This is a genomic window from Azospirillum sp. Sh1 (genome assembly GCF_008365135.1).
Taxonomy (GTDB): domain Bacteria; phylum Pseudomonadota; class Alphaproteobacteria; order Azospirillales; family Azospirillaceae; genus Azospirillum; species Azospirillum oryzae.
Map to the genome: position 1 here is coordinate 33,511 of NZ_VTTK01000039.1, position 26,491 is coordinate 60,001.

The window sequence follows — 26,491 nt, forward strand, 5'->3', positions numbered from 1 at the left end:
CCGCTCACCAGCCCAGCCACTTGCCGTATTCGTGGACGATGTCCTGGGTGATTCCCTCGCGGGAGGTGCGGTCCGGCGGCAGGTATTTGTGAAGGCCGCCGCGCAGGATCACCTCCACGCGCCGTTGCCATGCGGCGCGCTTGTCCTGCATCTCCGGGAAGGCGAAGGTCATCGGATGGTAGGCGCGGGCGCGGATGGAGTAGGAGAACTCCTCCTCCCCGTTGCGCAGCACGGCGATGCCGGCACTGAAGGTGCCCGTCTCGATCTCGACGCGCCGGCCGTGCCGCTCCAGCTCCAGCGCCACGTCGCGCAGCGCCGGTTGCACCGTCTCGGCGATGAAACGGGCGACCTCCTGCCGGGCGGCGGTACTGCCAGGGGGAAGGGCGGCCTGCGCCGCGGTCCGGCGTCCGACCATCGCGGCCAGCCGCTGCCGCCAGTCGCCGTCGATCGTCACCGGCTGCGGTAGTACGGCCCCGTCGGCGGGAGCGCCGGCAGGTACGCCGGAGCCAATGGATTCGCGGGTCGTGCGCCGGTCCTGCGCCACGCTGCGCTCCTCGCGAAGGCTGACCACCAGACTGATGCACATGAGCACCATGACCACCGCGAAGGGCAGCGCGGTTGTGACCGCCGCCGTCTGCAGCGCCTGCAGCCCGCCGACCAGCAGCAGGATGGCGGCGACGACGCCGGACAGCACCGCCCAGAAGATGCGGGTGGCGATGGGCGGATCCTGGTTGCCGCCGGAGCCGATGATGTCGATGACCAGCGCGCCGGAATCGGCCGAGGTGACGAAGAAGGTGATGACCATCAGCGTGGCGATGGCGGAGGTGATCGTGCTGAGCGGCAGGCGGTCCAGCATGACGAACAGCGCGGTGGGGATGCTGTCGGCCACCGCCTTGGCCATGCCGCCGCCTTCGAACATCTGGATGTGGATGGCGGTTTCGCCGAACACGGTGAACCAGACGAAGGTCAGGGCGACCGGCGCGAACAGCACGCCGCCGATGAATTCGCGGATGGTTCGGCCGCGCGACACCCGCGCGATGAACATGCCGACGAAGGGCGCCCAGGAAATCCACCAGCCCCAATAGAACATGGTCCAGCTGGCCTGCCATTCGGCGCCGGAATAGGGCAGCGTGCGGAAGCTGGTGAAGGGGAGCGTCCACAGATAGCGGCCGATATTCTCGACCAGGGTGGACAGCAGGAAGACCGTCGGGCCAAGCAGGAAAACGAAGGCCAGCAGCAGGAGCCCGGCCAGCATGTTCAACTCGCTGAGTCGGCGGATGCCCTTGCCGACGCCGCTGACCGCGGACACCGTGGCGATGGCGGTGATGACGGCGATCAGCACCATCTGCTGCACCGTGCCGACGCTGAGCAATCCCAGATACTCAAGCCCGGCGTTGATCTGCATGACGCCGAGGCCGAGCGAGGTGGCGATGCCGAACAGCGTGCCGAAGATGGCGACGATGTCGACGATATGGCCCGGCCAGCCGCGGATGCGGTCGCCCAGCAGGGGGTAGAGCGCCGAGCGGATCGTCAGCGGCAGGTCGTGGCGGTAGGCGAAATAGCCCAAGGCCAGCCCGACGACGATGTAGATGCCCCAGGCATGCAGGCCCCAATGCAGGAAGGCCAGATTCATCGCCTCGCGCGCGGCATCCGGCGTTCCGCCCACGCCGACGCGCGGGTTGGAGAAATGCAGCATCGGCTCGGCGACGCCGTAGAACAGCAGGCCGATGCCCATGCCGGCGCTGAACAGCATGGCGAACCATGTGGGATAGCTGAATTCCGGCTCGTCATCGTCCTTGCCCAGCTTGATCGCGCTGTAGGGGCTGATGAAGAGCCACAGGGCGAACAGCAGGAATCCGGCGACGGTCAGGACATAGAACCAGCCGAAATTCCCGACGATGGCAGCCTGCACCGCCGAAACGCGGGCGCTGAACGGTTCGGTGAACAGCGCCGCCACCGCGACGAAAAGAAGAATTATCCCCCCGGCAGTGAAAGATACGGTTTTGTTGATCCCATGCATGTTGGCACTCCGAAACAAGCCCGCCCAAGCGTAAGCGTGTCGAGACGCTGACAGCACAACGACCCGGGTGAGTGAATGTTGCGAGCCCGCCAGGAAAAGCCACTGATCGGCATCCTTGCGCAAACTGCTCGCATCGCGCGAATCGCGCGGTCGCACAAATCGAAGCGCGGGATCATACATATTTTCCGGGGGCCGTCAAACATCTTGATCTGAGATATAAGATTAGCTGACGCCGACAATCTTCTAATTGATGGCACACCTCCTCTTTGATACAATTGACTATGGGGTAATAATTTGGTTCTTTATAAAACTATCTCGCAGATTTCAAATATTCTATCAATCTATACAGTGTTTTTCATTCTGCAATCTATGCAGCGGACAAAGAAAAAGGGCCGCCGTTTCCGGCAGCCCCTTCCCTTCCAGAATCGATCCGCCGGTCAGGCGGCGACGCGGCCCTGCCCCGGATGCGCCCTCGGATGCGCCATGCGGGCCAGCGTCGCTGGCTCGATGGCCACCCGCAGATGGGCGTGGCTGTCGTCGTCGCGGCGGCCGACCACCTCGCCATGGGCGTAAAGCCAGGCGAGCGTCGCGCCGTCGCCATGCGCGACATCCAGCTCCACCAGTTCGCGGCCGGCGGTCATCCGGTCGTCGAGGATGCGGAACAGCGTGTCCAGCCTCCCGCCGGTCGCGGCCGACACCGCGCAGGCGTTGCCGGCCCGTTCGGTGCGGGCGAGCACGGCGTCGAGTTCCGCCCCGTCCAGCAGGTCGATCTTGTTGGCGACCTCGACCACGCGCGGGTCGCGCTCCGGATCGATGCCGAGATCGGCCAGGATCGCCTCCACGTCGGCCTTCTGGGCCTCGGTGTCGGGGTGGGCGATGTCGCGGACATGCAGGATGATGTCGGCCGCCTGCACCTCCTCCAGCGTGGCGCGGAAGGCCGCGACCAGATGGGTCGGCAGGTCGGAGATGAAACCGACGGTGTCGGACAGGATGACCTTGCGGCCCGACGGCAGCACCACCTGACGCATGGTCGGGTCGAGCGTGGCGAACAGCAGGTCCTTCGCGAACACGTCGGCGCCGGCCATCCGGTTGAACAGGGTGGACTTGCCGGCGTTGGTGTAGCCGACCAGCGCCACCACCGGGTACGGCACCTTGGCCCGCGCCTTGCGGTGCAGGCCGCGGGTGCGGCGGACCTCGTCCAGCTCCCGCTTGATCCTGACGATGCGGTTGCCGATCAGGCGGCGGTCGATCTCCAGCTGCGATTCACCAGGGCCGCCGAGGAAGCCGAAGCCGCCGCGCTGGCGCTCAAGGTGGGTCCAGGACCGCACCAGCCGCGACTTCTGGTAGCTCAGCGACGCCAGTTCGACCTGAAGCTGGCCTTCGTGGGTGCGGGCGCGGGCGCCGAAGATCTCCAGGATCAGGCCGGTACGGTCGATGACCTTGGCGCCGAACGCCCTCTCCAGGTTGCGCTGCTGCACCGGGGTCAGCGCATGGTCGACGATGACGAGGTCGATGGCCTCGCCCGCCTCCCGTGCGTCTTCGATCAGCTTGGCGTACTGCTCGATGGCACCGCCGCCCAGCAGGGTGGCCGGGCGCGGCTGGTTGACCTTGACGACAGCGGCCTGCGCCACGTCGAGATCGATGGCCGCGGCAAGGCCGACCGCTTCCTCCAGCGAGGCTTCGGGGCTGCGGTCGGTGTCGGCCCCGCGTAGGACCGGATGGAGGACGAGGGCGCGGCCCAATGCGGAGCGCGACGTTTCGGTGGTTTTCAAATCGGTGGTCTGATGCGTGCCCATAGGGTTCCTTTGTCCGCCCCGGCGCCGGATGCGCGGGGCATGCGCGCATCCCTCGCGGATGCGAAGCTCGGAAATCGGGAAGAAGGGGTCCTCTCCGACCCCACCGGCGGCGCCACGGCACGGGGGAGGGTCGCGGCGGCCTGCGCGTCACGAGGTCGGAGAGGAGAGCGTCGGCACACCCGAGGCGGGAGGCCGAACCGGGGAACTTAGATCAAGGGAGATCACCGAAGTTGCCGCGCCGGCCGGGAAAGCGGTCTCGGCACGCGATACTGCACTGGAACAGGAGCGTCGCCGCCCACACCGGATTAGATGAGGGGGGCGACGCTCAAAACAAGGGCGTGGGGACGATTCTCCGGCGGTATATCCTCACCGGCCCATGCTGTTGCGCGACGCCTGTTCGATGGTCTTGATGTGGGCCAGGCCGGGGAGGATTTCCGAGCGGATGAACTCCAGCCGGCGCACCGGGCCACCGCCGCGGGCGAAGCGGTGCTTCCACAGATTCATCTTCACCGCCAGACCGCAGAGAACGCCGCCGATGGTCAGGTGATGGGTGACGATCAGGTCGCGGATGCTGCGGAAGCTTTCCGGGTTGATGTCGCGCCAGAAATCGCGGGATCGGTTGTCGAAGCTCTCGAACCGCCCGGTGATGGAGGTGGCGATGTCGGTCAAATCATGGCCGATCTCGTCCAGCATGCTGCGCTGTCGGGCGTCGCGCCGCACCTCGCTGACCTGGAACAGTTCCGCCATCCAGCCGAGAAAGCCCTGCACGTCGGGCACGATGTCGTCCAGGCAGCGCTTGAAATAGGCCAGCGACAGGAAGATGTCGGCATATTCCTCCAGGAAGGCCGGGATTTCCTGCAACGGGATGTCGAGCCGGTCGGCCGTCATCTGCAGCCGGCGCCGCGCCTCCTCCACGTCGGGCTGGGCGAACAGGCGCACCAGCTCGTCCATGCTGGCGATGTCCGCCCCCTGCGCGCCATAGACATGCTCCACCAGCGGGCGGGTGAAGACACGCATGTAGCTGGTCAGCTCCGCCCGCTTGGCGGCCGACAGGCGGAGCGCGCCCGCCTCCTCCACATCGATGTTCAGGCGGCGCAGCTCCAGCCGCAAACTGTAGACGTCGAAGCTGGCGGCCTCGCCGATCCGGACGATCTTGCGCAGGTCGCGGCGGAATTCCGGGCCGTCGATGCCGAAGCATTTCGATAATTGGCCGATGCCGATCTGGCCGCTGCCGGTCTGGGCATCGTTGAACAGCTCCGCCACCGTCTCCAGCCGGACGTTCTTGATCAGCCGTGCCCGGCGCAGCCCCGGCGTTTCCAGGGGCAGGATCGACAAGGGCAGGATGTGCAGGGCGTCGCGCCCGTCATCCTCCTCCGCCGTCGAGGCCCCGCGCAACTGCACGGCTGCGGCCCCCGTGGTGGCCGGCGGGCGGATGCGGTCGCGGCCCTTGCGGTCTCGTAATTCGCCGGACCTGCGGTCCTGTGGGATGCCCGCTGGCGGCTGCACGGCTGGACTCCTCCCGCTTGGGCGAGCCCCGCGGTCTGTCAGAAGCGCGGGAACCTCATCAGCGTCATGGTGATGGATGGATCGATGGAGATGACCGAGGCCCGGCCATTGCGGGAGATCGGGCCGATCGACGGCATGGCGGCGGTTGCGGTGGCACCGCCGTTCTGCATGTCGTACATCGCGGCGAAGCGGTCGAGGAACTTGGCGACCTTCTCCGGGCTTTTCAGGTCGGCGATGTCCATGCGCTTTTCCAGCAGCGCCTTCTGCTTGTCGACCTCCAGCAGCGCCGTCTGGTCGGGCAGGCCCAGCGTGGTGTAGACCACCTTGCGCAGGGCATTGTCGGCCATCACCTGATACCAGTTGGTGATGTTCGACGACCGCCGCTGGAAATAGAGGCCGAGGCGCACCGCCGGGTTCCTGTCCTCCGATTCGACCTCCAGCGTCACGTTGACGTAGCGGTCGATGATCGCCTGGACCACGGCCGGCTGTTTCAAATTGTCGCCGCCGTTTTCGGCGAAGCCCAGCACGGTCGCCATCTCGCGGAACTTGGTGTCGCTCATCCGGTTGGCGGTGGAATACTGGTCGCTCACCCCCTCTTCCAGAACCTTGCGGATCAGTCCGCGCGACTTCGCCTGACTGCCCAGGTCGAAGGCCTCCAGGACGAAGCGATAGAGCTTGTCGTCCTTCATGAAGTCTTCGGTGCTGGCGATCTTGCCGATGTTGTCCTGGAAATAGGAGACGGCGCGCTGCACCGCCGGGCGGCTGCGCACCGCCTGTTCGTAGCGGTCATGGTTCTTGGTGACGACGCGCAGGTCGACCAGCGTGGTCATGCCTCCACCTCGCTGGTCTTTTCACCGCTGCGCGGAATGGCGGGGTTCTCGTCGGCGGCATCGGTCTCGGCGCCGTAGCCGGCGGGGATGCGCATGATGACCTCCCCCGTCGCGGTGTCGAGCACCTCGGTGTAGAGACGCCGGGTGTCGGGATCGAGATTGACGCGGTAGGGCCCGGTGGCGCGCTTCGCCTCCGCCTCGGTCGCATCGGTCTTCCCGGTGGTCTTCTGGGCGCGCTCCACCACCTCGGCCGGCTTGGTCGTTTCGGCCTGGGCGGCCCGCAGGCGGTCGGCCTGACGCTGGCGCGCCTCCGCGATGATGTCGGCGCTGGCGGGAGAGCGTTCGCCGGACGGGCCGGTCACGCCGGTGACGGGGGGCGGCATGGCGTCATCCTCCGGCGTGGTGGCCCGTGTGATGATCGAGGCCGTCCGTTTGAAAGGACGGCGCCGGAGCGGAGGGAGCCGGCGACAGCAGCGTGCCTTCATACTCCATCACCGGACGCAGGGCGGACAGCGCCTTGTAATAGTCGCGCTCGCCGATATGGCCCATGGCGCGGGCGATGCGGTCCTGGATGTCCGGGCGGGTGAAGGTGGTGTAAAGCTGCGCCATCATCTCCGCCGCCGCACCGCTGCCGTTGGCGGCGACGGTCGGATCGAGCAGCATGCTCTGGATCAGGAAATAAGCGCGGCGCACCGGGGTCACCGCATCCTCTTCCTGCAGGATGTCGCTGCCGCGGATGATCTGGGCGAAGTTGGAAATGGTCAGCGTGTAGCGACGGTTCTCGTTCTGCACGACGCAGCCGTTGATGACCACCCGCTCGCACGGCTTCAGGCGCAGTTTAAGTGCCATAGGACAGATCCTCCGTCGCCAGTTCGCGCGTGGCCTGCGCCGCCCCTTGCAGCCCTTGCATCACCGAACGGTTGATGTGGAGCAGCAGGTCGATGCCGCCCTCGCCGCGCAGCACCCGCTGGGTGTTGCGGTTCACCGCGAAGGACAGCGAGACCAGACCGGCGCGCAACGCCTCCGGCAGGGCGTTTCCGTCCTCCAGCAGGTCGGCGCGCAGCGTGTTCCACAGCTCCAGGTTACGCCACAGCGCGTCCTTCAGCGCGGCGGAGCGCCAGTCGGCGTCGCGGTTGTTCTCCAGCGCCAGGGTGATCCGCAGGAACACCCGGTACTCGATCCTTCGCGGATCGTCGCACTCGGCGATGGTCTGGTGGTAGGCGGCGATGCTCATGGGCGCACCCCTGCGGTGGGGTCCTTTGCGGCGGGATGCCGGACCGGTTGCGGTGGGTTTTGGCGACGGATGCGAGAAAAGGACGCGAACGGCCGATGGGGCGGCGCCATCGTCCAGGGGATTGGCCCCGATTTTGGACGACGGCACCGCCCGTCAGGGACTTAGCGGAACAGCGACAGGATGTTCTGCGGACCCTGGTTGGCGATCGACAGAGCCTGGATGGCGAGCTGCTGCTGGACCTGGAGGGCCTGCAGGCGGCTCGATTCCTCGTTCATGTCGGCGTCGACCAGGGCGCCGATGCCCTTGTTCATCGAGTCGGTCAGCTTCGACACGAAGTCGTTCTGCACCGACACGCGGTTCTCGATGGAGCCGATGACCGACGCCTTGCCGATGGCGCTGTCGAGCAGCTTGTTGATGACCTCGAGCGACTTCTTGGAGTTGTTGACCACGTCGATCTGGGTCAGATCGGCGAGGCCGCCGAAGGCGTCGCTCTCCTTCGAGCCGACCCACAGGCCGGACACCTGGGCGGTGAAGTTGCCGTCGGTGTTCTTGTCCTGGTCGGTGAAGGTCAGCGTGTCGCCGGTGAAGGCGACCTGGAAGTCACCGCCGGCGGCGGTCAGGGCGGTGTTCACCGCGGTGGCGATGTTGCCCTGGGTGGTCGCAAGGTCGGTGTCGTAGGTCTGGGCCGACAGGTCGACCGACACGTCGGCCTTGGTGCCGTCCTCCTTGGTCACCGTCAGCGTCAGGCTGCCGAGGCCGAGATTCTGGCCGTCGATGAAGGTGTCGCCGGGGGCGCCGAACTTGATGTCGACCTTGGCCTTGGTGGCGTTGGTCGAGTCGACCTGCTGTTCGATGGTGGCCTTGCCGACGATCGATTCCACGCGCATGTCCTGGCGCTGGAAGTCGATGTAGCTCGGATCGACGCTGCCGTCGCTGCGGCTGAGCGACGCCAGGATGGCGACGTTCTTGTCCTTGGCCGTGCCGTCGTTGGAGTAGGTGACGCGCAGCAGGTTGTCGCCGTTGAACGATGCGTCGGCGGCGGCGCCCTTGATCAGCTTCACCAGCTGGTCGACGTCGTTCTGGATCAGCGACTTGTCGACGCCGTTGGTCTGGCCGGCGATGACGCGGGCCTTCAGCGTCTGCAGGTTCTCGACGATGTTCTTGGAGGCCACCGACGCGGTGTTGGTGGTGCCGGACCCCAGCTCCAGCGATTCCTTGACCGCCTTGAAGCCGGCGACGTCGGCCTTCATGGTGGTGGCGATCGACCAGTAGGCGGCGTTGTCCTTGGCGTTGTTGACCTTCAGGCCGGTCGAGATGCGGTCCTGCGTGGTCTCCAGATCCCCGGTCACGCGACGCAGGGTCTGCAGCGCGGTCATGGCGGAGGTGTTCGTCATAATCGAGGCCATGGGTATCTCCATTCGCGAGATGCATGGCGCCTTTCTGACGCCGGGGCCATTCGCGCCGGCCTTCCCGATCCAATGTGCGGGGGCGCGAGCGGCAAATTCGAGGATGACCGAGCCGGTTTAAGCCGGGGTAAAAAATCGCAGGCGTTCGGGACGGACGGGTTGCGGCAACGGAACTGCGGTCAACGACCGACGGCGCGGGCGGCGGCGCGCGGCACCACCGGCGGGATGAAGGGCACGCGGGGGCCGGCCAGCCCGCCGGCGCCCGACCAGCGGTCCAGCATCAGCTGGGCGCGGTCGGGAGCGACATGGTCGGGCGGCGCCTCGAACTTGTAGCCGCGGCCATAGACCGTCTCGATGTAGCGGCCGCCGCCGGTCGCCGTGTCGATCTTCTTGCGCAGCTTGCAGATATAGACGTCGATCACCTTGTCGAGCGGGTCGGAGCCGGACAGGCCGTAGACCTCCTCGTAGATGTGTTCCTTCGACACCACGCGGCGGTGGTTGAGAGCCAGCACCGACAGGATCGCGTGCTCGCGCTGGCTGAGGCGCAGGCGCTCGCCGTCCACCTCAGGGTCGCGGCCGTCGAGGAAGACCGTCAGGCGGCCGACCGTCACCGCGTTGCTGGTCAGCCCGTAGGACCGGCGGCGGATCGCCTCCAGCCGGGCGCGGATTTCGGTGCTGACCACCGGCTTCACCAGCACGTCGTCGGCGCCTGCCCGCAGGATGCCGGCGGTGGTGTTGGCGCAGCGGCGTTCGATCAGGCAGATGATCGCGGCGGTCACGTTGCGGGCGCGGAGCATCGCCACGCAGGCCTCGGTATCGCCGACGTCGCCGATGATGATCGCGTCATGGCCGATGTCGATGGAGCCATGCCCGCCCACCAGATCGCGCAGGCCATTCAGGTCCAGGCGGTCATGGTTAACCTTGCACAGGGCGAGTTGCTTGCCGATGGCATCGGCGATCAGATCGGCTGGCTCAATCAGCAAAGCCTGCATTGGATTCTCCATTGTCGAGCAAGCGCTGGTAAGCATTGATTTTTACGCAATTGCGTTGATATCACACGCTTATCACAGGATCAAAAGAACCCATCGAAAGGCGATGTGTCAACACTTTGGGGTAGCCGAGTTGATATAGGACATTCGAGCGTTTTACGCCGTTTTAATAGTTTCGTTTGGATAAACACTGGATAAATTTTTATGTAATACCGGTTTTACTTTGAGATTCGACGTGAATTTATAGTGATCACCACAAGCAACCAGCAATCGTCCCGCCATGTTTGGTTAACGACAGTAATCGGATGGAAAACCAACGCTCATGAATATGAACGCTGGTTTAACCCTGATGTCCTAGCGTCGCCGGGCATCCGCGTTTGAGGAGGTTCCATGTCCGGAACGAAGGCACCCGTCTTGCCGGCGGCCGCCACCGCTGCTTGCCTGTTCGTCCTGGCGGGCTGTGCGCAATTGTCGCAGGCCCCCGACAGCGATTACCGCCAAGCCCTTGAAAAGGCGCTCACCGCCGGCCAATGCGACGGCGATGCGGTGCGCGACATGTGGTCGGCTTATGGGCGGTGGTACGCGGTCGGGTCCTCCATCGCCGGCCACCCGAAGACCGACGAGGCCGCCGCCCTGCTGCGCCAGGGCGACCAGTTCCAGATCCTGAACTGCACGGAGGTGGCGCGCGCGTCCTACCGGACGCTGATCCACCGCTTCCCGGAGGACGGATATGCCGCGATGCGTGAGGCCGCCGGCGCCTCGCTGCGCACGCTGCCGCCGCCTCCCGCGCCGGGCGTGCCGACCCAGATCAGGCCGGTCGGGGAGATTTGAGGGGGAGGTGCCGCAATCTTGAACCACTTCGCATCGGATCACAGCAGCCGCTTTTTTCAGCCGTCTTTCCCGCGAAGGCGGGAATCCAGCCGTCTCGGCAACCGATCCGCGGAGTTTCCTGGATCCCCGCCTTCGCGGGGATGACGGCCGATCATCAGCGCGAAAACCTTACAGGTTCTCACAGCGCCAGATCGGACGACAGGGGCCGGTCCAGCCCCAGCCAGGCATCGGCCAGCGGGCCGACGGTCAGCGCGCCGTCCAGCCGGCAGTCGGTCAGGGCGGCGCGGAAGGTCTCGTGCAGGTCGGCCAGGGCGGCGGACGGCAACCCCGCCGCCAGACGCAGGGTCACGTCCAGCCGGCGGCCGGCGAGCGTCGCCATCAGCTGCACCGGACCCAACCGCTGCGGCCGGGCCTGAAGCACCAGGGTGATGCGGTCGGACAGGCCGTCTTCGATGCCGACGGCGCACAACAGGCTTTCGCCGCTGTCCAGAAGCGGCACGCGCGACAGGCGCCACAGCCGTCCGTCCACCGGCTGGAACCGCGCGGCCAGCGCCCGGTCGCAGTCGTCGAGCAGCAGCCCGCCGTCGAGATCCTCCAGCCGGGCCGCCGCCTCCGGTCCCAGCCAGCCGCGGCAGCCTTCCGCCGTCGCCGCCAGGAACAGGGCGAGCGCGGCGCCGAAGGTCGAATCGCAGCGCGGCAGGCATCCCCGCGCCAGCGCCGCATCGGCCGGCGACAGCGAATCGAGCAGGTCGAGGAGGCGGCGCACGAGCGGCCCGGCCTCGTCGCCGTCATCCGTGGCGCGCGGGGCGGGTGGCGGCGTCGCGGCGAACTGCGCGGCCAGCAGTTCCGGCGGCGGCACACGCCGGGGGACGAGGTCGCGCCCAGCCATTCAGTTGATTCCCATTGCCTGCCGCTCCGCTCAATAGACGACGGTGTCGGCGTCGTCCGATTGCGGGATGATGATGGTGCCGTCGTCGGCCATCGCCTTGGCGACGCGGACGATCTCCGCCTGGGCGTCGTTGACGTCGCGCATGCGCAAGGGACCCATGTTCTCGATCTCGTCCAGCAGGATCAGGCGGGCGCGTTCCGACAGCACCGACAGGAAATGGTCGCGCTGGGGTGCCGGCGCCCCCTTCAGCGCGATGGCGAGCTGGCCGGTGTCGCAGCGGCGGATCACCGCCTGCAGGGACACGCGGTCCAGTCGCATCAGATCCTCGAAGGTGAACATCAGCTGCTTGATGCGCTGGGTCGGCTCCGGCATCACCGTTTCCAGATCGTCGAAGATCTCGGTCAGCGTCTCGCGGTCGATGCGGTTGAAGATGTCGGCCATCCGCTCCAGCGAATCGTTGCCGTGGGTACGGGCGTAATTCGCCATGAACTCGTTGTGCAGGATCGATTCGATGTCCAGCAGCACCTCGCGCTGCACCGATTCGATCTGGATCATGCGCTCGATCACCTCGGTGCGGATGGCGGGGGGCAGCAGGACCAGCACCTTGGCGGCGTGGTCGGCCCGCATCTTCGACAGGATGACCGCCGCGGTCTGGGGATATTCGCCGGCCAGATAGCTGGCGAGCACCCCCTCGTTCACGTTGGACATCTTCTCCCACATGGTGCGGCCGGCGGGGCCGCGGATCTCGCCCATGATCTCCGTCACGCGGTCGGCCGGTAGGAAGCGGTTCAGCATCCGCTCCGTGCTGTCATAGGACCCGATCACCGACCCGGCATTGGCGAACCGCTCGGTGAAGATGCGCATCAGCGTCTCCACCAGATTGGAGGTGACGTTGCCGAGAGTCGCCATTGCCCGGCTGACGAGGCGGATCTCGTCCTCGTCCAGCCGCTCCATCAGCCGCGAGCCACGCTCCTCGCCCAAGGCCAGGAAGATGACGGCACTCTTCTCCACGCCGGTCAGGCTCTTGTAGTTCTCACGGATCTTGATCGGCGTTCCCATGACGGCACCTCAGAAGGAGTAATCGGCGGAGGGGACGGAGGACGGGGCGGGGTCGCCCCCGCCATCGAAGGCATCGGCCGGCGGCAGGGCCAGCGCGCGGTCATGACGGAAGGCGACCGCCATCACCGCGCCGGCCACCAGCAGCAACGGATGCGGGATCAGCGGGTTGGGGTCGAGGGCCGCCAGCAGCCCGGCGACCGAGCCATCCTCCGGCACCGCCACGCCCCGGCGGCGGGCCAGCGCCAGCAGGCTGTCGGCAAGGCTTGCGGGGGGGCTGGCGGGCGTGTCGTCCATCGGCTCACACCCCATAGGAGCGGATCAGGCTGCCGGCGATCAGGAACCAGCCGTCGGTCAGCACGAAGAAGATGATCTTGAAGGGCAGCGCGATCATCACCGGCGGCAGCATCATCATGCCCATCGCCATCAGGATCGCCGCCACCACCATGTCGATCACCAGGAAGGGCAGGAACAGCAGGAAGCCGATCTCGAAGGCGCGGCGCAGTTCCGACAGCAGGAAGGCGGGCATCAGCAGCCGCAGGTCGACGCTCTCCGCCGTCACCGGCCGCTCGTCCCTGGCCGGTGCCGTGTCTTCGGTGGCCGGCTTCGGCTTTGCCGTGAAGGCGGCGAAGGCGGCGAGGTCGCGTTCGCGGACATGGGAGGCCATGAAGCCGCGGAACGGCTCGACCATCCGCTCCAATCCCTGTTCCTGGGTGACCTGCTCGTTCAGCAGCGGGCGCAACCCGTCCTGCCAGGCGCTGTCGATCACCGGCCCCATGATGTGGAAGGTCAGGAACATGGCGAGGCTGACCAGCACCATGTTCGGCGGCGACTGCTGCAGGCCGAGCGCCGAGCGCAGCAGCGACAGCACGACGATGATACGGGTGAAGCAGGTGACCATGATGAGCAGGCCGGGCGCGACGCTGAGCACCGTCAGCAGCACGATGCCCTGGACGATCCGCCCCGACAGGCTGGCGCCGTCCGTCAGCGATCCCAGCGCGCCGAGGTTGAGCGGTGCCGCCGCCGCGGGGCCGGCGGCGAGGAGGATGGCCAGGAGGAGGGTCAGGGGGCGGAGGCGCATGCGAGGGCTTTCGGGGGGTGGTTGCCGCGGTTGCCCCCTCCCCATCCCTCCCCCGCTTCGCGGGAGAGGGGGCAGGACGCTTGCGGGAGTTACTCAAAGGAACGGCGGCAGTCCCCTCTCCCGCGAAGCGGGGGAGGGTTAGGGAGGGGGCACCGGCGGCAACCACGTCCCTCAGTCGATCTCCAGCTCCGTGCGCACGATCTCGGTCAGGGTCACGCCCAGCCGCTGGTCCTCGACGATCACCACCTCACCGCGCGCGACCAGGCGGTGGTTGACAAGCACCTCGACCGGTTCGTCCACCTTGCGCTCCAGCTCCAGCACGGCGCCGCGGCCGAGCTTCAGCAGTTGCGCCACCAGCATGCTGGTGCGGCCAAGGACGACCTGCACGTCCACCGGCACGTTGTAAATGGCGTTCATCGGGCCGTCGTAAGGCTTGTCGCCCAGCTTGTCGGCAGCCTTCTCAGCCTGCTTGGGATCGTCGTCGAGCATGTCGAGGTTCAGGGGAGGCATGCGGAGTCTCGCTTCGGATCGTTAAAGGTCGGGGGACAGCGCCGGTGTCAGGGCGGCGACGGCGCGGTCGGTGAGGTCGGCGATGGCGGCCTGGATGGCGGCGGGGTCGCGGCGGACGGAGCCGGCGCCCCAGTTGGCCTCCAGGGCACCGACGGGCAGATCCGGGTCACCCTGGATGTCGAGACGGCCCTGGAAGACGGCCTGCCCGGCCAGCCGCTCTTCCAGCGGGAGGCAGAGCGAGGGGTGCAGGCGCAGGGTCAGCACGGGGGCCTGTCCGGCGGCGCGCAAGGCATCGGCGGCGAGACGCTCGACCTCGGCACGGGCGACCTGATCGAGCAGGCGCGGCGCCATGCGGCGGACCAGCGCCAGCAGCAGGAAGGCACCCTGGGCCTCCAGCCGCTCCATCAGGGCGGCATGGCCGGCGTCGAGCGCCGCCATCCGCTGCGCGAGTTGGTCGAGGGTGGCGGACAGCTCCGCCTCGATGCGGCGGGCGGCGGAGAGTTCGCCGTCGCGGCGGCCCTGGGCCAGGCCCTCGGCAAGTGCGGTCTCGCGGGTGCGGTCCAGGGCGGCGCGGTGCTCGCGTTCCGACAAGGTCGGCAGGTCGAGCGGGTCGGCGATCTCCACCGCTTCCGGCTCCGCCGCCGCGACGGGGGCGCCGAAGCTGTGGTCGAAGCGATAGCGCGGGTAGGCGGCCATCACGCCACCTCCTCATAGAGCCAGGACCGCAGGATATCGATGGCCTCGTCCGGATACTGGTCGACCAGTTCGCCCAGCCGGCGGATGGAGGAGGCGCGGACGCGGCCCTCGACGGTGCGCAGCTCGATCAGCTGGTCCATCGTCTCTTCGATGCCCAGCTGCGGCGCAATCGGGGCGGCGGCCAAGGCAGCGTCGGCTTCCGCGCCGTCAGGCAACGCCGCACCGGCGGCGGCGGCCGCCGTGGCCGGGCCGGTCAATTGCGGCATGGCGCCGCCGGCCGGGGCGGCCAGCGCCGGGGCTTCCGCCGCCACCGGTTCGGGCGCCGGGAAGACGCGGCGGATCAGCGGACGCAGGCCGACCAGGATCACCAGGGCGGACAGCACCAGCAGGATCACCCACTGGATCAGCGTCATGACGTTGCGGGTCAATGTCTCGGCGATCTCGTCGCCCAGCGGGCGGGGGGCGAGGTCGGGGGCCAGATCGACGAATTCCAGATTGTCCACCGTCACCCGGTCGCCGCGCGCCTCGCTGAAGCCCATGGCGGAGCGGACCAGCTCGCCCAGGCGCTGCAGCTCCTCCGCCGAGCGCGGCTCGTACTGGCGGGTGCCGTCGGCGGCGGTCTTCCAGGTGCCGTTGACCAGCACGGCGACGCTGAGGCGGCGGACATCGCCCGGCTCGATCACCGTTTCACGGCTGACGTTGGAGATCTCGTAGTTGACCGTCTCCTCCTGCCGCTTGCTGTCGTTGGAGGATTGCGGCCCCTGCGGCTGGGCGCGGACGTCGCGCTGCGGCAGGTTCTGTTCGGCAGTGACCGGCGGTTCGCCGTTGCTGTCCTGGCTGCGGTCCTGCTCCTGCACCGTCTGGGTGGAGCGGACGACCTGGCTGTTGGGGTCGAAGGTCTGGCTGCGCACCACCTCGCGCTTGGTCTCCACCTCGGCGGCGACCTGGACGCGGACGTTGCCGGCGCCGAGACGGGCGGTCAGCATCTGTTCCACCGCGCGGGCGACGCGGGTTTCCGCCGCGACGCGCAGCCCGTCGGTGCGCGCCGAGGCCAGCCCCGGCCCGTCATCCTCGGTCAGCAGAAGCTCGCCGGAGGAATCCATCACCGTCACGGCGCTGGGCTTCAGGTTCGGCACGGCGGCGGAGACGAGGTGGCGGATCGACAGGGCTTGGCGGCGGTCCATCGATCCCCGGCCGCGCATGCGCACCACCACCGACGCGGTCGGCTTCGGCGCATTGCGCGAGAACTCCTCGCGCTCCGGCAGGACGATGTGGACGCGGGCCGCCTCGACGCCGGACAGAGTCTCGATGGTGCGGCCGAGTTCGCCCTCCATGGCGCGCAGGCGGTTGATGCGCTGCATGAAGCTGGTGATGCCCAGCGGCTTGTCGGTGTCGAACAGTTCGTAGCCGACGCCGCCGTGGGATGGCAGCCCCTTCTCCGCCAGCGCCATGCGGACGCGGGAGACGTCGGCCTGCGGCACGCTGATCGTCGTGCCGTCGAAGCCGGCATTCACCGGCACGCCCATCTCCTGCACCGCCTTGGCGATGCGGCCGGCCTCCGCCGGTTCAAGGCCGCTGTAGAGCGCGGTCATGTGCGGCTGTGACAGCAGCAGGGCCATGCCGGCGACGGCCAGGACGATGCCGAGCCCGGTGCCCGCCAGGACGAGCAGCCGACCGCGCCCCAACGACCGCAAGGTGTCGATCAGACTGTCCACGGTTCCCCGCACCTTTAAAGTTTCTGAAAATCGGCGGGCCTAGTCTTCGCCCTGCACACCCCGTCACGCTAACGGCGCGACTTTTAAGCGGAGTAAAAAACGGGAGCGGTGCTGAAGACAAAGCTTCTAAAACTTTACTGGTTTCCCGATTGACTAAAATTTTCGGCAATGTCCGGCGGGATGGAGCGATGATTACACGACTTGGCATCGCAGGTACGGCGGCGGCACGGGACGAAGTCCTGAACAGGCTGCGCGGGTCGGGGCGGATCCTGGTGATCGCCCTGCCGGTCGCCCGGCTGCTGGCAGGATTGGTGGCGCTGGGCGCGGTGGCGGCGGCCGGGCTTGGCGGCTATTGGCTGGCGGCGGGTACTGAAGCCGTCGAGCGGCTTTGGGTGCCTTCGGCGGAAACCGCGCCGGCCGACGCCGTGGTCGACATGCCGGAACTGGTCGTCAACCTGCGCCGCGACACGCCGTCCCGCTTCCTGAAGATCGGCCTGTCGCTGACCGTCGCTCCCCGCGACCGCCAGACGCTGGAACGGGCGATGCCGCAGCTGACCGACAGTCTGCAGGAATTCCTACGCAACCTGGACCAGGACGATCTTGAGGGATCGGCCGGGCTGCACCGCCTGCGCAGCGAGATCAGGCGCCGCTTCAACCTGATCCTGTCCGACCCCGCCGGCCGGCGCGACGTCGTCACCGACGTGCTGCTGCGCAGCCTGCTCACGCAATAGCGACCTCCAGAGGCACCGGATGACCGACACCCCCGCCCCGTCCATGGCCACCCCGTCCATGCCCACCTCCGTCCCCGTCGCCGACGAGGATGCGGACTGGTCCGATGCCGCGTGGGAACTGGCCGCGGCACAGCAGACCGCCGCGCCCGCTCCGCCCCCTGCCGCGGAAGCAGCGGCGATGGCCGAGGCGATGCAGCAGGCGCTGGGCGGCGAGACCAAGACGCTGAGTCAGGAGGAGATCGACCGGCTGCTGAATTTCGGCGCGCCGGAAGGCGGCGGGCCGGAGATGAGCGCGATCCAGCGGCTGGTCAGCTCGACCACGGTCAACAAGGACCGGCTGCCGATGCTGGACGTGGTGTTCGACCGCATGGTGCGGATGCTGAACACCTCGTTGCGCCAGTTCGCCTCCACCAACGTCGAGGCGTCGCTGTCGAAGATCGAATGGCTGCGCTACACCGACTTCCAGGACGCCATCGAGCTGCCGGCCCTGATCGGCGTCGCCCGCGCCGAGCCGTGGGACAACCAGATGTTGGTGACCATCGACAGCGCGCTGATCTACTGCATGATGGATGTGCTGCTGGGCGGGCGGCGGTCCAGGCCGGGGCGGATCGACGGGCGCGCCTACACCTCCATCGAACGCAAGATGACCGAGCGGATGATGAAGGTGGTGCTGCAGGATCTCGGGCAGTCCTTCGATCCGCTGGCGCAGGTCGACTTCGTCTTCGACCGGCTGGAGGTGAACCCGCAGTTCGCCACCATCACGCGCGCCACCAACGCCATCATCCGCGTGCGCATCGCCGTGGAGGTGGAGCGCCGCACCGGCCACATCGACATCGTCATCCCCTATGCCACGCTGGAGCCGATCCGCGGCAAGCTGGTGCAGATGTTCATGGGCGAGAAGTTCGGCCATGACACGGTGTGGGAAAGCCACCTGAAGAACGAGCTGATGCGCTCCAAGCTGGAACTGGTCGCCGTGCTGGCGGAGACCAAGGTGCCGCTGGGCGAGGTCCTGGCCTGGCAGAAAGGCCAGTCTCTGAAGCTGCGCATCAATCCCGATTCCACCGTCCTGGTCTTCAGCAAGACCATCCCGCTGTTCGCCGGCCACATGGGACAGCGCAACGACAACATCGCGGTGAAGATCGACACCGATCTCGACACCAAGCAGGAGCTGATCGATGGTCTCCTTTCTCATTGACGCGGCCCTGGCGGTGATGCTGGTCACGGCGACCGCCTATCTGGTCATCGTCAACAAGCGGCTGAAGCTGCTGCGCACCGGCCAGTCCGAGATCAACGCCCTGGTGTCGACCTTCTCCAAGTCGATCGACGACACCGACGCCTCGATGAAGCGCATGGTGGCGTCGGCGACCGAGATCGCCGCGCGGCTGTCCGACGATCTGGACCGCGCCAAGGGCATGAAGGAGGACATGGCGCTGATCCTGGGATCCTGCGAGCGCACCACCGCCCGCATGGAGGAGTCGGTCCAGCATGCCCGCGCCCTGCTGCGTCGCCTGGATGAAGGCGCCATGGCAAGCACAGCGCGCTCCACCCGCAACCGGGCGCGGCCGGAAGTGGCGGATACCGTCGAAAGCGCGGCGAAGCCGGCCGAGGTGACCGCAGAGGCCGCGGCAACCTCCACCCTGGTGACCGCACTGAAAGCGGCCGAGGTCGATCATGGCGAGTTCCGGGCGCTCGAAACCGCTCTGCGTGCGGTGGCGGGACAGCCTGCCGAAGCGGCGGTTCCCGCTCCCGCCGGCCCGGCGAAGGCGGCGGCCAGCGCCTTCTACGCACGGCTGCGCACCGTCGGGTCGGAGGCGTCGGCATGATCCCGCGCATCCTGCCCATCACCCTGGTCGCCGTGCTGATGGTGCTGCCGCTGAAGCTCGGCGCGCTGGTCGACGGCTTCCCGGTGATCGCCCAGCAGTTCGACCGCGAATTCGGCGCCCATGAACGGCCCTGGGCCACCGACCTGAAGGCGACCGATCCGAAGGCGGCCGATGCCGCACCCACACCGGCACAGGCTCCCCCGCCGGTTTCCACGCCGGTTGCGGAGATCCCGCCACCGGTGGCGCTGGCGCCGCCCAACTGCACCGATCCGCTGCTGCGCGCGGCCATCGACGAGCAGAAGGCCGACAGCGCCGGCCGCCAGAACCGCCTGCGCGAGGCCGAGGCGGTGCTCGCGGCGACGGAGGCGCGGGTCGGCACGCAGATCCAGCGGCTGAACGGCGTGAAGCGCGAGGTCGAGGCGCTGATGACCCAGCGGTCCAACCTGGCGCAGGAGGATCTGAAGCGGATGGTGGCGATCTATGAGGCGATGAAGCCGCGCGATGCCGCCCGCATCCTGACGGACATGGAAACCGACATCGTGGTGGACGTGCTGGACCGCATCGCCGAGCGGCGCGCCGCCCCGATCCTGGCCGAGATGGCCGATGCCAAGGCGCGCGAGGTGACGCGGCTGATCCTGCAGCGCCGCGCCCTGCCCGGCGACCGCAAGGCCGCGCCCACCGTCGTCGGAGCTTCGGTGCCGGTGACGGCCGTTCCGCGCCCCACCCTGACGAATTGAGCGCCATGACCAGCATGCCCGATGCCGTCTCGGCTCCGCCCCGGCCGGCCGCAAACTCCGCCTCGGCCCAACGCGGCGGCTCGTCCGGCGACGATGCGCGCGACGGGGACTTCGCCAGTCTGGTTGACGAGGCCGCGGAGGAGGAACCCGACGATGCGGCCCGCCCCGAACGGCTGCGCAAGCGCAAGGAGCCGAGAGCGGACGACCCCGTCGCCGCGCAGGGCGCGATCACCCAGGCGGTGGTGCAGGCGAGCGGCGCCGACGCCCCGCTGATGCCCTGGATGATGGCCGCAGCCACGACCGCACCGGCAACGGCTGTGCCGACGGCGACCATCGGCAATGCGACGACGCCGGGTTCCGCCGCTCCGCAGGCGGCAGGGCCGGCCGGCGACGGCAAGCACCTTGCCGGGAAGACCTCCGCGACCGCACCGGCAACCGCGCCGCAGCCGACGCCTGCCACCGCCGCACCCAATGCGCCGGCCGGACAGGCCGAAACGGCGGCACCTGCAAGCGCCGACGCCGCGGCACAGGGCAACGCCGACCGGGTTGCCGAGACGCCGGATCCCAGCCGGATCGTGCAGGCCGGCTTGCCGGCCACGGCTACGGCCACGGCTACGGCCGCCGCCGCCGCGCCGGACGCGACCGCCGAAGCGCCCCTCTCCCCAGACGGGCGCCAGATCCGGCGCGACGAAAGCAGCGATCCCCGCACCGCCATCCGCGGTGCCCATGGCGTCGGCCGTCAGGGCAGCGCCACCGGAAAGGCCGAACAGACCGCCGGTGCATCCGCCACCCCGCAATCCACACAGCCCGGACAGCCGGCCCCCAACGCCGCTCCCGCCCCTGCCGGCCGGGACCCCGCCCCGCCCGTCCCCGCTCCCCCCACCGCGGGCAGCGGCGATGCGGCGGCCACCGGGTTCGAGGCGGTGCCGACGCTGCCGGCCCAGGCGGCCACCCACTATGCCGCCGCCGCAGCCTCCGGCCGGGCCGCCACCGCGCACAGCCCGGCGATGGCGCAGCTGGCGGCCCCGCTGGTCCGCGTGGCGGAGAGCGGCGGCGGCGAGTTCCACATCGACCTCGCCCCGGCGGAGCTTGGCCGCATCCGCGTCGTCGCCGACGTCAGCGACGGCAAGGTCTCGCTGACCATCCAGGCCGAACAGGCCGACACGCTGGCCCTGCTGCGGCGCGACCTGACGCAGCTGGAACGCGCGCTCGGCGATGCCGGGATGTCGCTCGACAGCTCCAACCTCCAGTTCTCGCTGCAGGGCGACGGGCAGTCGCGCGGCTTCGCCGCTCCCGACCAAGGCGGCGGCTCCCGCGGTTGGAGCGTGCAGGCCGTTCCCGAACCCGCCGCCGAAGCCGTTGCCGACCGACCGCTGCGCCCGATCGACGGGTTGGTCGACGTCACCGTCTGAACAGGAAAGACTTTCCCGCCATGACAAATATGTCCGGTACCACCACGCCCAGCACCGGCCTGATGACCGCCGCGAAAACCAACGCGGCAGCCGCCGACGAGCAGAAGAAGGCCACGGTCGATTACGAATCCTTCCTGAAGCTGCTGACCGCGCAGCTGCGCAACCAGGACCCGCTGGCGCCGATGGACGCCACCCAGTTCATGACCCAGCTGGCGCAGCTGTCGACGGTGGAGCAGTCGATGCGCTCCAACGACACGCTGGGCAAGGTGCTGGACACGCTGAAGAGCAGCGGCATGCGCATGGACATGGCCCTGCTCGGCCGCAAGGTGGAGGTGGCGTCCGATCAGCTGTCGCTGGCCGACGGCAAGGCGCAGGCCGCCTACACGGTCGAAGGAACGCCGGCCAGTGTGAAGTTGGAGGTGCTGAACGGCGCCGGCGGCGTCGTCTACAGCAGCCCCGGTTCGCTGAAGACCGGCCGGCAGGTCTTCGACTGGACCGGCAGGACGGCGAGCGGCGGCACCGCGCCGGACGGCGTCTATACGCTGCGGGTGACGGCGAAGGACAAGGACGGCAAGGCGCTGAACACCGCCACCGTCGTCACCGACACGGTGGCCGAGGTGCGCAGCGTCGACGGCGCCAGCAAGTTCGTTCTGAAGAACGGCGCCACGGTGGATTCGGGCGCGGTGCTGTCGGCATCGTGAGGTGAGGAATGCCCTCTCCCGAGGCGGGGATTCTCCCTCTCCCCCCCGGGGAGAGGGTCGGGGTGAGGGGGATACACGGGGTGGATTCGGTGGGAATCGGGGAGTGCGCGATGCTTGAAGATCCTCGCCACGCGCCCCCCTCACCCTAACCCTCTCCCCGGGGGGGAGAGGGGATTCTTCCTGGGTGAGAAAGGACAGTCTTACAGCCGCGTGTTGTCCTGGCGCAGCAGGCGGTCGATCAGGACCGCGCGGATCGGTTGGGCGCTGTTTCGGCCGAAGGAACCGTTGGCGCCGGCCAGGAGCGCGGTGGCGACGCCTTGCGGGTCGACCGCCGGGCCGTTGAAGCGGCCATGGCCGGCGAGGTCGAACAGGGACTCCAGCATGGCGCTGCGGGCGTGCGGAAGACGGCGGCGGACCAGCAGCGCGTCGTCGGCGCTGGACGCCTCCAGCGTGACCTGCGTCAGGATGAAGGCGGTGGTCCGCCCGCGCTCCAGCATCGGCACCACCAGCTGGCCGGCCTCGACGTAATAGGGGCCGCCGGCGGTCGGTTCAGCGGGAGCGGCGGGGGCCGCGGCTTGCGGGGCCTCGATACGGCCGAAGCCGTAGCCGCCGGCGAAGGCGAGCGCCGCGGCCACGGCGAACAGCAGAACGGCTTTCATGGCGCGGGCTCCCGAACAGGCCGGATCATCAGAAAGGCAGAATCACGTCCAGCACCTGCTGGCCGTAGCGCGGCTGCTGCACGTCGGTGATCTGGCCACGGCCGCCATAGGTGATGCGCGCCTCGGCGATCTTGTCGTATTCGATGGTGTTGGCGTTGCTGATGTCCTCGGGGCGGATGACGCCGGCGATCCGCATCTCGCGCAGTTCGTAGTTCACCCGCACCTCCTGCCGGCCGGCGATGACGAAGTTGCCGTTTGGCAGCACCTGGGTCACCACGGCGGCGACCCGCATGGCGATGCGCTCGTTGCGCTGGATGGTGCCGTTGCCGCTCGACGTGCTGGAGCTGTCGAGATCGACCAGATTGGCCGGATCGACCGCGTCGGGCAGCACGGCGGGAAGACGGCTTTCCAGCCCGAAGAAGTTGGGCAGCCCGGCCTTCTCGTTGTTGGTGCGCCCGCGCTGGGTGCTGTTGCGCAGCTGCGCCTGGTCGGAAATGTCGATGACGACGGTCAGCAGGTCGCCCACCGCCTTGGCGCGGGGATCGCGGAAGAAGTCGCGCGATCCGGTGCGCCAGAGCGAGCTTGGGATCTGCTCGGCCGTCGAAGGGCGCGGCATCGGCAGCGAGATCACGCGGGCTTCCGGCTGCAGCGCCGGGTTGGAGATCTCAGACAGGGCGGGAGCGCTGCCGATGTCGGCAAGCCGCGCGCAGCCGCCGGTGCCAAGCGACAGCAGCAGGATGGGGACGAGCGCGGTGCGCATCTGGGAAGCTCCCTTGCTGAGATTAAGGCCGCGCAGCTTGAGGCACGCGCGGGCCGCTCACCGAAACGGTCTCTGCCCCGGTGACGGTGCCGGTGACGACGGTGCTGCTGGCGATGTTCATGACGCGCACGGTGTCGCCGACGCCGCCCTCCTGCAACGCACGCCCGCGCGCCGCCAGCAGCAGGGCGCCATCCTCGTAAACAAGCGTCACCGGCCGGTTGCGCTGGACGACGATGGGGGCGCCGACCGAGCCCACTTGGACCAGCCGCCCGGTGGAGAGCTGGCGGCGCGGCGACTGGCCGATCAGCGCGTCGGCCGAGGCGATGAAGCCGGCCCCGGCGCGGTCGAGCGACAGGCGGATGGTGGTCAGGTCGGACGCCTCGATGATCTCGCCCGGCCGGATACGGCGGACCGGCACCGGCATCGTCACTTCGACATCCGCCCGGCCGCTCAATTCCACGACATGGCCGCCGCTGAGGATGCGGGCCTGGAAGATGCCGGTTCGGGGATCGAGACCGATGTCGCGCACGGCATCCACCGGCCCGTCGAAGGGCCGGCCCAGCGTCAGCGCCACCTGGGCGTCCGGCGGGACCGAGGGACCGAGGGTGGCCAGAAGCTCCTCCGCCAGCCGCGTCTCGACCGGACCGGCGCCGGAACCGGCGGCGGCCGGGAGGGGAAGCGCCAGCATTGTGCCGAGCAACAGGGCCGATAGCGGCCGGCGGAGGGCGTGCAGCACGGTCGTCACCGCATGTTGGTCATGGTGGAGGCCATCTGGTCGCCGGCCTCGATCACCTTGGCGTTCATCTCGTAGGCGCGCTGGGCGGAGATCAGCTCGGTGATTTCCTGCACGACGTTGACGTTGGAGGATTCCAGATACTTCTGGCGGATCGTGCCGAAACCGGCTTGGCCCGCCAGACCCTCCTGCGGCTCGCCCGACGCCGGGGTGGCGCGGAACAGGTTGTCGCCCAGCGCCTCCAGCCCGCTGTCGTTGACGAACACCGTCATCGCCAGCTGACCCTGGTTGACCGGCTGGGTCTTGCCGTCGACATAGGCCAGCACCTCGCCGGAGCGGTTGATGACCACCTCGCGCGTGCCCTGCGGCACGGTGATGCCGGGGGCGACGGTGAAGCCGTCGGCGGTGACGATGGTGCCCTCCGGCGACAGCTTGAAGCTGCCGGCGCGGGTGTAGACCGTCTCGCCGCCGGGCTGGGTCACGTTGAAATAGCCGCGCCCCTCGATCGCCAGATCCAGCTCGTTGCCGGTGGAGGTCAGGTTGCCGGTGGTGTTGATGCGGTTGACCGAGGTCGGCCGCACGCCCAGCCCCACCTCGACGCCGGTCGGCACGATGGTGCCGCTGTCGGTCGACTGGCTGCCCTGCCGGCGCTCCGCCTGATACATCAGGTCCTGGAATTCGGCGCGCGAGCGCTTGAAGGCCGTGGTGTTGATGTTGGCGATGTTGTTGGAGATGACCTCGACGTTCATCTGCTGGGCCATCATGCCGGTGGACGCGATGCTGAGCACGCGCATGGACGGACTCTCCCTTCGGAACTTTAAGAGGATTTGCCGAGGCGGTTGATGGCGGAGCGCAGAAGGTCCTGCCCGTCGTCGACCATCTTGGTCACCGCCTGATAATCGCGGGTCAGGTCCATCATCCGGCCGATCTCGACGATGCCCTGCACGTTGGAGCGTTCGACCTTGCCCTCCACCAGCCTGGTGTCGGGGGCGGGACGCGCCTCCATGCCGTCGGCCGGTTCGAACAGCAGGTCGCCGGTCTGCTTCAGCGCCTGCGGATTGTCGAAGCGAAAGACGGCGATGCGGGCGATCACGTTGCCGTCGGCCGACAGCAAACCGTCCGACCCGATGGTGATCGTGCTGCTGTCCGACGGGATGGCGATCGGCCGGCGGCCGTCGTCCAGCACCGGATAGCCGTTGGGGCCGACCAGCGTGCCGTCGGCATCGCGGCGCAGCCGGCCGTCGCGGCTGTAGCGCACGCCGTCCGGCGTCTGCACCGACAGGAAGCCGTCGCCGTCCAGCGCCACGTCATAGGGGTTGCCGGTCTCGGTGAAGGCGCCGGCGCGCAGGTCGGTGTAGGTGGAGCGGTCGATGGTGAAGGCGATGCGGTCGGTCGGCTTGCGCCCGCCGGCCTCCATCGCCGCTTCGAACAGGGTGCGTTCGCCACGGAAACCGACCGTATTCATGTTGGCGACGTTGTTCGCCACGACGTCCAGCTGCCGCCGCAGCGCCATCTGGCGCGACAGTCCGATGTAAAGCTGGTTCTCCATCGCCGAACACTCCGGTTTTGAACTCCGCCTTAATCTGGACGAGGCAGTTTAAAGCCGGGTTTCAACCTGAGCCGTTCCGGCCGATGCCTTGCCGGTCTTGCATCAGGTTTTGCGATCATTTCGATAAAATGCGAGACGACTGTGATGAAACGGCGCCCGGAGAACGCACTGACGCTTGGTTCGACGCTGGTTCTCGCCCTGCTGTCGGGGACGGCGCAGGCCGCGACCGCCCGCGCGCAGCTGGGCGACCATGGCGACTATTCGCGGCTGGTGCTGACGGTGCCGAAGGGCATGGAGCCGGTGGCAGTGGTCGACGGCTGCGTGTTGCGCATCAGCGTGCCCGATCCGTTGCGCTGGCCGCTGGCCAGCCTGCGCGACAGCTTCTCGCGCCGGCTGTCGGACTTCGTGACGGCTGATGGAGGACGCAGCCTGACCGCGACGGTGCCCTGCGGCGCGCGGGTGGCGAGCGTGATGGAGCGGCGGAACCTGATCGTCGATGTCGGCGGACCGCCGGTTCCGGGGGTGAAGCCGGGGGCGCCGGAGGATGGGGCGGCGGAGGCGGTGATCGCCAATGATCCGGTGCCGCAGGTTCCGCCGTCTGTCGGTGTCGCTGAGGTGGTCGAAGCGCTGAACCCCATCGGTACAGCGAATGCTGCACCTATCACTCTCCCGCCCCCGGCAGAGTCCCCTCTCCCCCCCCGGGGGGGGGGTAGGGGGGGGGGGGGGGGGGGGGGGGGGGCCACAACGCCCCCCACTCCCCATTTCCCCCCCCAACCCCCCCCCGCAACCCCCCCCCCCCCCCCCCCTCCCCCGGGGAGGGGAGGGGG

General features: G+C 68.3%; 29 protein-coding genes. 7 read left to right on the forward strand and 22 right to left on the reverse strand.

The features are described 5' to 3' along the window. Positions 1 to 4: 4 nt before the first annotated feature. The 9 genes from FZ029_RS27340 to FZ029_RS27380 all read right to left on the reverse strand — a co-directional run bounded on the left by FZ029_RS27340 (position 5) and on the right by FZ029_RS27380 (position 9,784). Positions 5 to 2,020 (reverse strand): BCCT family transporter, encoded by a 2,016-nt coding sequence (locus FZ029_RS27340; RefSeq protein WP_149272818.1) that lies wholly within the window; start codon positions 2,018 to 2,020, stop codon positions 5 to 7. Positions 2,021 to 2,457: 437 nt separating this feature from the next. Continuing rightward, positions 2,458 to 3,816, reverse strand: coding sequence for a GTPase HflX (hflX, locus tag FZ029_RS27345; protein ID WP_188052070.1), 1,359 nt, complete (start codon positions 3,814 to 3,816; stop codon positions 2,458 to 2,460). Between the two features lie 366 nt (positions 3,817 to 4,182). Then, the gene (locus FZ029_RS27350) at positions 4,183 to 5,322 is read right to left on the reverse strand and encodes a hypothetical protein (RefSeq protein WP_149272819.1); all 1,140 of its coding nucleotides are present in this window, start codon (positions 5,320 to 5,322) and stop codon (positions 4,183 to 4,185) included. A gap of 38 nt (positions 5,323 to 5,360) precedes the next feature. Then, a complete protein-coding gene (locus tag FZ029_RS27355) occupies positions 5,361 to 6,152 on the reverse strand; it encodes a DUF1217 domain-containing protein (RefSeq protein WP_149272820.1) in 792 nt (263 codons plus the stop codon). After that, on the reverse strand, positions 6,149 to 6,535 hold the full coding sequence (locus FZ029_RS27360; RefSeq protein WP_149272821.1) for a flagellar protein FlaG: 387 nt from the start codon (positions 6,533 to 6,535) through the stop codon (positions 6,149 to 6,151). The genes FZ029_RS27355 and FZ029_RS27360 overlap by 4 nt, the downstream gene beginning before the upstream one ends. A 4-nt stretch (positions 6,536 to 6,539) precedes the next feature. Continuing rightward, on the reverse strand, positions 6,540 to 7,001 hold the full coding sequence (locus tag FZ029_RS27365) for a flagellar biosynthesis repressor FlbT (protein WP_149272822.1): 462 nt from the start codon (positions 6,999 to 7,001) through the stop codon (positions 6,540 to 6,542). Continuing rightward, entirely contained in the window at positions 6,991 to 7,386 is a 396-nt protein-coding gene (locus tag FZ029_RS27370) for a flagellar biosynthesis regulator FlaF (protein WP_149272823.1), read from the reverse strand. Before FZ029_RS27370 ends, FZ029_RS27365 begins: the two co-directional genes overlap by 11 nt. Positions 7,387 to 7,547: 161 nt before the next feature. Continuing rightward, positions 7,548 to 8,792 (reverse strand): flagellin, encoded by a 1,245-nt coding sequence (locus FZ029_RS33980; RefSeq protein WP_149272824.1) that lies wholly within the window; start codon positions 8,790 to 8,792, stop codon positions 7,548 to 7,550. 179 nt (positions 8,793 to 8,971) lie between these two features. After that, the gene (locus FZ029_RS27380) at positions 8,972 to 9,784 is read right to left on the reverse strand and encodes a response regulator transcription factor (RefSeq protein ID WP_149272825.1); all 813 of its coding nucleotides are present in this window, start codon (positions 9,782 to 9,784) and stop codon (positions 8,972 to 8,974) included. A gap of 387 nt (positions 9,785 to 10,171) precedes the next feature. Between FZ029_RS27380 and FZ029_RS27385 the strand changes: the two genes are divergently transcribed. After that, positions 10,172 to 10,612 (forward strand): hypothetical protein, encoded by a 441-nt coding sequence (locus FZ029_RS27385; RefSeq protein WP_149272826.1) that lies wholly within the window; start codon positions 10,172 to 10,174, stop codon positions 10,610 to 10,612. A gap of 178 nt (positions 10,613 to 10,790) precedes the next feature. Here FZ029_RS27385 and FZ029_RS27390 read toward each other — a convergent pair whose 3' ends face one another. The 7 genes from FZ029_RS27390 to fliF all read right to left on the reverse strand — a co-directional run bounded on the left by FZ029_RS27390 (position 10,791) and on the right by fliF (position 16,559). Further along, the gene (locus FZ029_RS27390; RefSeq protein WP_149272827.1) at positions 10,791 to 11,501 is read right to left on the reverse strand and encodes a hypothetical protein; all 711 of its coding nucleotides are present in this window, start codon (positions 11,499 to 11,501) and stop codon (positions 10,791 to 10,793) included. Between the two features lie 30 nt (positions 11,502 to 11,531). Continuing rightward, positions 11,532 to 12,560, reverse strand: coding sequence for a flagellar motor switch protein FliG (locus FZ029_RS27395; protein WP_085090932.1), 1,029 nt, complete (start codon positions 12,558 to 12,560; stop codon positions 11,532 to 11,534). 9 nt (positions 12,561 to 12,569) lie between these two features. After that, a complete protein-coding gene (locus FZ029_RS27400) occupies positions 12,570 to 12,854 on the reverse strand; it encodes a hypothetical protein (protein ID WP_247892527.1) in 285 nt (94 codons plus the stop codon). A 4-nt stretch (positions 12,855 to 12,858) separates the two neighbouring features. Then, entirely contained in the window at positions 12,859 to 13,638 is a 780-nt protein-coding gene (fliP, locus tag FZ029_RS27405; RefSeq protein WP_188052071.1) for a flagellar type III secretion system pore protein FliP, read from the reverse strand. Between the two features lie 171 nt (positions 13,639 to 13,809). Beyond that, on the reverse strand, positions 13,810 to 14,148 hold the full coding sequence (gene fliN / locus FZ029_RS27410; RefSeq protein WP_085090935.1) for a flagellar motor switch protein FliN: 339 nt from the start codon (positions 14,146 to 14,148) through the stop codon (positions 13,810 to 13,812). A 21-nt stretch (positions 14,149 to 14,169) separates the two neighbouring features. After that, positions 14,170 to 14,844 carry a flagellar assembly protein FliH gene (locus FZ029_RS27415; protein ID WP_149272830.1) on the reverse strand — a complete coding sequence of 225 codons (675 nt, stop codon included), beginning with the start codon at positions 14,842 to 14,844 and terminating at the stop codon, positions 14,170 to 14,172. Next, positions 14,844 to 16,559, reverse strand: a complete 1,716-nt coding sequence (gene fliF, locus FZ029_RS27420) for a flagellar basal-body MS-ring/collar protein FliF (protein ID WP_247892528.1) — start codon at positions 16,557 to 16,559, stop codon at positions 14,844 to 14,846. The genes FZ029_RS27415 and fliF overlap by 1 nt, the downstream gene beginning before the upstream one ends. A 188-nt stretch (positions 16,560 to 16,747) precedes the next feature. On the opposite strand from fliF, the gene FZ029_RS33985 reads away from it, so the two are divergent. Genes FZ029_RS33985 through FZ029_RS27450 form a run of 6 tightly spaced genes read left to right on the forward strand, consistent with a single transcriptional unit; the run spans position 16,748 to position 21,963 of the window. Next, positions 16,748 to 17,290, forward strand: coding sequence for a flagellar basal body-associated FliL family protein (locus FZ029_RS33985; RefSeq protein ID WP_282184183.1), 543 nt, complete (start codon positions 16,748 to 16,750; stop codon positions 17,288 to 17,290). A 19-nt stretch (positions 17,291 to 17,309) separates the two neighbouring features. After that, a complete protein-coding gene (gene fliM, locus FZ029_RS27430) occupies positions 17,310 to 18,485 on the forward strand; it encodes a flagellar motor switch protein FliM (protein ID WP_149272832.1) in 1,176 nt (391 codons plus the stop codon). Then, positions 18,466 to 19,113, forward strand: a complete 648-nt coding sequence (locus FZ029_RS27435) for a DUF6468 domain-containing protein (protein WP_149272833.1) — start codon at positions 18,466 to 18,468, stop codon at positions 19,111 to 19,113. Before fliM ends, FZ029_RS27435 begins: the two co-directional genes overlap by 20 nt. After that, positions 19,110 to 19,850, forward strand: coding sequence for a flagellar motor switch protein (locus FZ029_RS27440; protein ID WP_149272834.1), 741 nt, complete (start codon positions 19,110 to 19,112; stop codon positions 19,848 to 19,850). Before FZ029_RS27435 ends, FZ029_RS27440 begins: the two co-directional genes overlap by 4 nt. A 5-nt stretch (positions 19,851 to 19,855) precedes the next feature. Then, on the forward strand, positions 19,856 to 21,262 hold the full coding sequence (locus FZ029_RS27445) for a flagellar hook-length control protein FliK (RefSeq protein ID WP_149272835.1): 1,407 nt from the start codon (positions 19,856 to 19,858) through the stop codon (positions 21,260 to 21,262). A gap of 20 nt (positions 21,263 to 21,282) precedes the next feature. After that, complete coding sequence (locus FZ029_RS27450; protein WP_247892529.1) at positions 21,283 to 21,963, forward strand: flagellar hook assembly protein FlgD; 681 nt, start codon at positions 21,283 to 21,285, stop codon at positions 21,961 to 21,963. Positions 21,964 to 22,163: 200 nt separating this feature from the next. On the opposite strand, the gene FZ029_RS27455 is transcribed toward FZ029_RS27450, so the two are convergent. The 6 genes from FZ029_RS27455 to FZ029_RS33175 form a co-directional block, all read right to left on the reverse strand. Then, on the reverse strand, positions 22,164 to 22,622 hold the full coding sequence (locus FZ029_RS27455; protein ID WP_149272836.1) for a hypothetical protein: 459 nt from the start codon (positions 22,620 to 22,622) through the stop codon (positions 22,164 to 22,166). A gap of 28 nt (positions 22,623 to 22,650) precedes the next feature. Further along, positions 22,651 to 23,382 (reverse strand): flagellar basal body L-ring protein FlgH, encoded by a 732-nt coding sequence (gene flgH, locus FZ029_RS27460; RefSeq protein WP_149272837.1) that lies wholly within the window; start codon positions 23,380 to 23,382, stop codon positions 22,651 to 22,653. Between the two features lie 22 nt (positions 23,383 to 23,404). After that, positions 23,405 to 24,118 carry a flagellar basal body P-ring formation chaperone FlgA gene (flgA, locus tag FZ029_RS27465; RefSeq protein ID WP_247892530.1) on the reverse strand — a complete coding sequence of 238 codons (714 nt, stop codon included), beginning with the start codon at positions 24,116 to 24,118 and terminating at the stop codon, positions 23,405 to 23,407. A gap of 5 nt (positions 24,119 to 24,123) precedes the next feature. Beyond that, positions 24,124 to 24,909, reverse strand: coding sequence for a flagellar basal-body rod protein FlgG (gene flgG, locus FZ029_RS27470; protein WP_109152932.1), 786 nt, complete (start codon positions 24,907 to 24,909; stop codon positions 24,124 to 24,126). A 23-nt stretch (positions 24,910 to 24,932) separates the two neighbouring features. Further along, on the reverse strand, positions 24,933 to 25,664 hold the full coding sequence (flgF, locus tag FZ029_RS27475) for a flagellar basal-body rod protein FlgF (RefSeq protein WP_149200685.1): 732 nt from the start codon (positions 25,662 to 25,664) through the stop codon (positions 24,933 to 24,935). Positions 25,665 to 25,921: 257 nt separating this feature from the next. Next, positions 25,922 to 26,236, reverse strand: a complete 315-nt coding sequence (locus FZ029_RS33175; protein WP_188052072.1) for a hypothetical protein — start codon at positions 26,234 to 26,236, stop codon at positions 25,922 to 25,924. Positions 26,237 to 26,491: the final 255 nt, after the last annotated feature.

What these genes read in the sequence shown, in the direction of transcription:
- FZ029_RS27340 (WP_149272818.1), bottom strand. Translation starts at nt 2,020, where the DNA reads ATGCATGGGATCAACAAAACCGTATCTTTCACTGCCGGGGGGATAATT.
- hflX (WP_188052070.1), bottom strand. Translation starts at nt 3,816, where the DNA reads ATGGGCACGCATCAGACCACCGATTTGAAAACCACCGAAACGTCGCGC.
- FZ029_RS27355 (WP_149272820.1), bottom strand. Translation starts at nt 6,152, where the DNA reads ATGACCACGCTGGTCGACCTGCGCGTCGTCACCAAGAACCATGACCGC.
- FZ029_RS27360 (WP_149272821.1), bottom strand. Translation starts at nt 6,535, where the DNA reads ATGCCGCCCCCCGTCACCGGCGTGACCGGCCCGTCCGGCGAACGCTCT.
- FZ029_RS27365 (WP_149272822.1), bottom strand. Translation starts at nt 7,001, where the DNA reads ATGGCACTTAAACTGCGCCTGAAGCCGTGCGAGCGGGTGGTCATCAAC.
- FZ029_RS27370 (WP_149272823.1), bottom strand. Translation starts at nt 7,386, where the DNA reads ATGAGCATCGCCGCCTACCACCAGACCATCGCCGAGTGCGACGATCCG.
- FZ029_RS33980 (WP_149272824.1), bottom strand. Translation starts at nt 8,792, where the DNA reads ATGGCCTCGATTATGACGAACACCTCCGCCATGACCGCGCTGCAGACC.
- FZ029_RS27380 (WP_149272825.1), bottom strand. Translation starts at nt 9,784, where the DNA reads ATGCAGGCTTTGCTGATTGAGCCAGCCGATCTGATCGCCGATGCCATC.
- FZ029_RS27385 (WP_149272826.1), top strand. Translation starts at nt 10,172, where the DNA reads ATGTCCGGAACGAAGGCACCCGTCTTGCCGGCGGCCGCCACCGCTGCT.
- FZ029_RS27390 (WP_149272827.1), bottom strand. Translation starts at nt 11,501, where the DNA reads ATGGCTGGGCGCGACCTCGTCCCCCGGCGTGTGCCGCCGCCGGAACTG.
- FZ029_RS27395 (WP_085090932.1), bottom strand. Translation starts at nt 12,560, where the DNA reads ATGGGAACGCCGATCAAGATCCGTGAGAACTACAAGAGCCTGACCGGC.
- FZ029_RS27400 (WP_247892527.1), bottom strand. Translation starts at nt 12,854, where the DNA reads ATGGACGACACGCCCGCCAGCCCCCCCGCAAGCCTTGCCGACAGCCTG.
- fliP (WP_188052071.1), bottom strand. Translation starts at nt 13,638, where the DNA reads ATGCGCCTCCGCCCCCTGACCCTCCTCCTGGCCATCCTCCTCGCCGCC.
- fliN (WP_085090935.1), bottom strand. Translation starts at nt 14,148, where the DNA reads ATGCCTCCCCTGAACCTCGACATGCTCGACGACGATCCCAAGCAGGCT.
- FZ029_RS27415 (WP_149272830.1), bottom strand. Translation starts at nt 14,844, where the DNA reads ATGGCCGCCTACCCGCGCTATCGCTTCGACCACAGCTTCGGCGCCCCC.
- FZ029_RS33985 (WP_282184183.1), top strand. Translation starts at nt 16,748, where the DNA reads ATGATTACACGACTTGGCATCGCAGGTACGGCGGCGGCACGGGACGAA.
- fliM (WP_149272832.1), top strand. Translation starts at nt 17,310, where the DNA reads ATGACCGACACCCCCGCCCCGTCCATGGCCACCCCGTCCATGCCCACC.
- FZ029_RS27435 (WP_149272833.1), top strand. Translation starts at nt 18,466, where the DNA reads ATGGTCTCCTTTCTCATTGACGCGGCCCTGGCGGTGATGCTGGTCACG.
- FZ029_RS27440 (WP_149272834.1), top strand. Translation starts at nt 19,110, where the DNA reads ATGATCCCGCGCATCCTGCCCATCACCCTGGTCGCCGTGCTGATGGTG.
- FZ029_RS27445 (WP_149272835.1), top strand. Translation starts at nt 19,856, where the DNA reads ATGACCAGCATGCCCGATGCCGTCTCGGCTCCGCCCCGGCCGGCCGCA.
- FZ029_RS27450 (WP_247892529.1), top strand. Translation starts at nt 21,283, where the DNA reads ATGACAAATATGTCCGGTACCACCACGCCCAGCACCGGCCTGATGACC.
- FZ029_RS27455 (WP_149272836.1), bottom strand. Translation starts at nt 22,622, where the DNA reads ATGAAAGCCGTTCTGCTGTTCGCCGTGGCCGCGGCGCTCGCCTTCGCC.
- flgH (WP_149272837.1), bottom strand. Translation starts at nt 23,382, where the DNA reads ATGCGCACCGCGCTCGTCCCCATCCTGCTGCTGTCGCTTGGCACCGGC.
- flgG (WP_109152932.1), bottom strand. Translation starts at nt 24,909, where the DNA reads ATGCGCGTGCTCAGCATCGCGTCCACCGGCATGATGGCCCAGCAGATG.
- flgF (WP_149200685.1), bottom strand. Translation starts at nt 25,664, where the DNA reads ATGGAGAACCAGCTTTACATCGGACTGTCGCGCCAGATGGCGCTGCGG.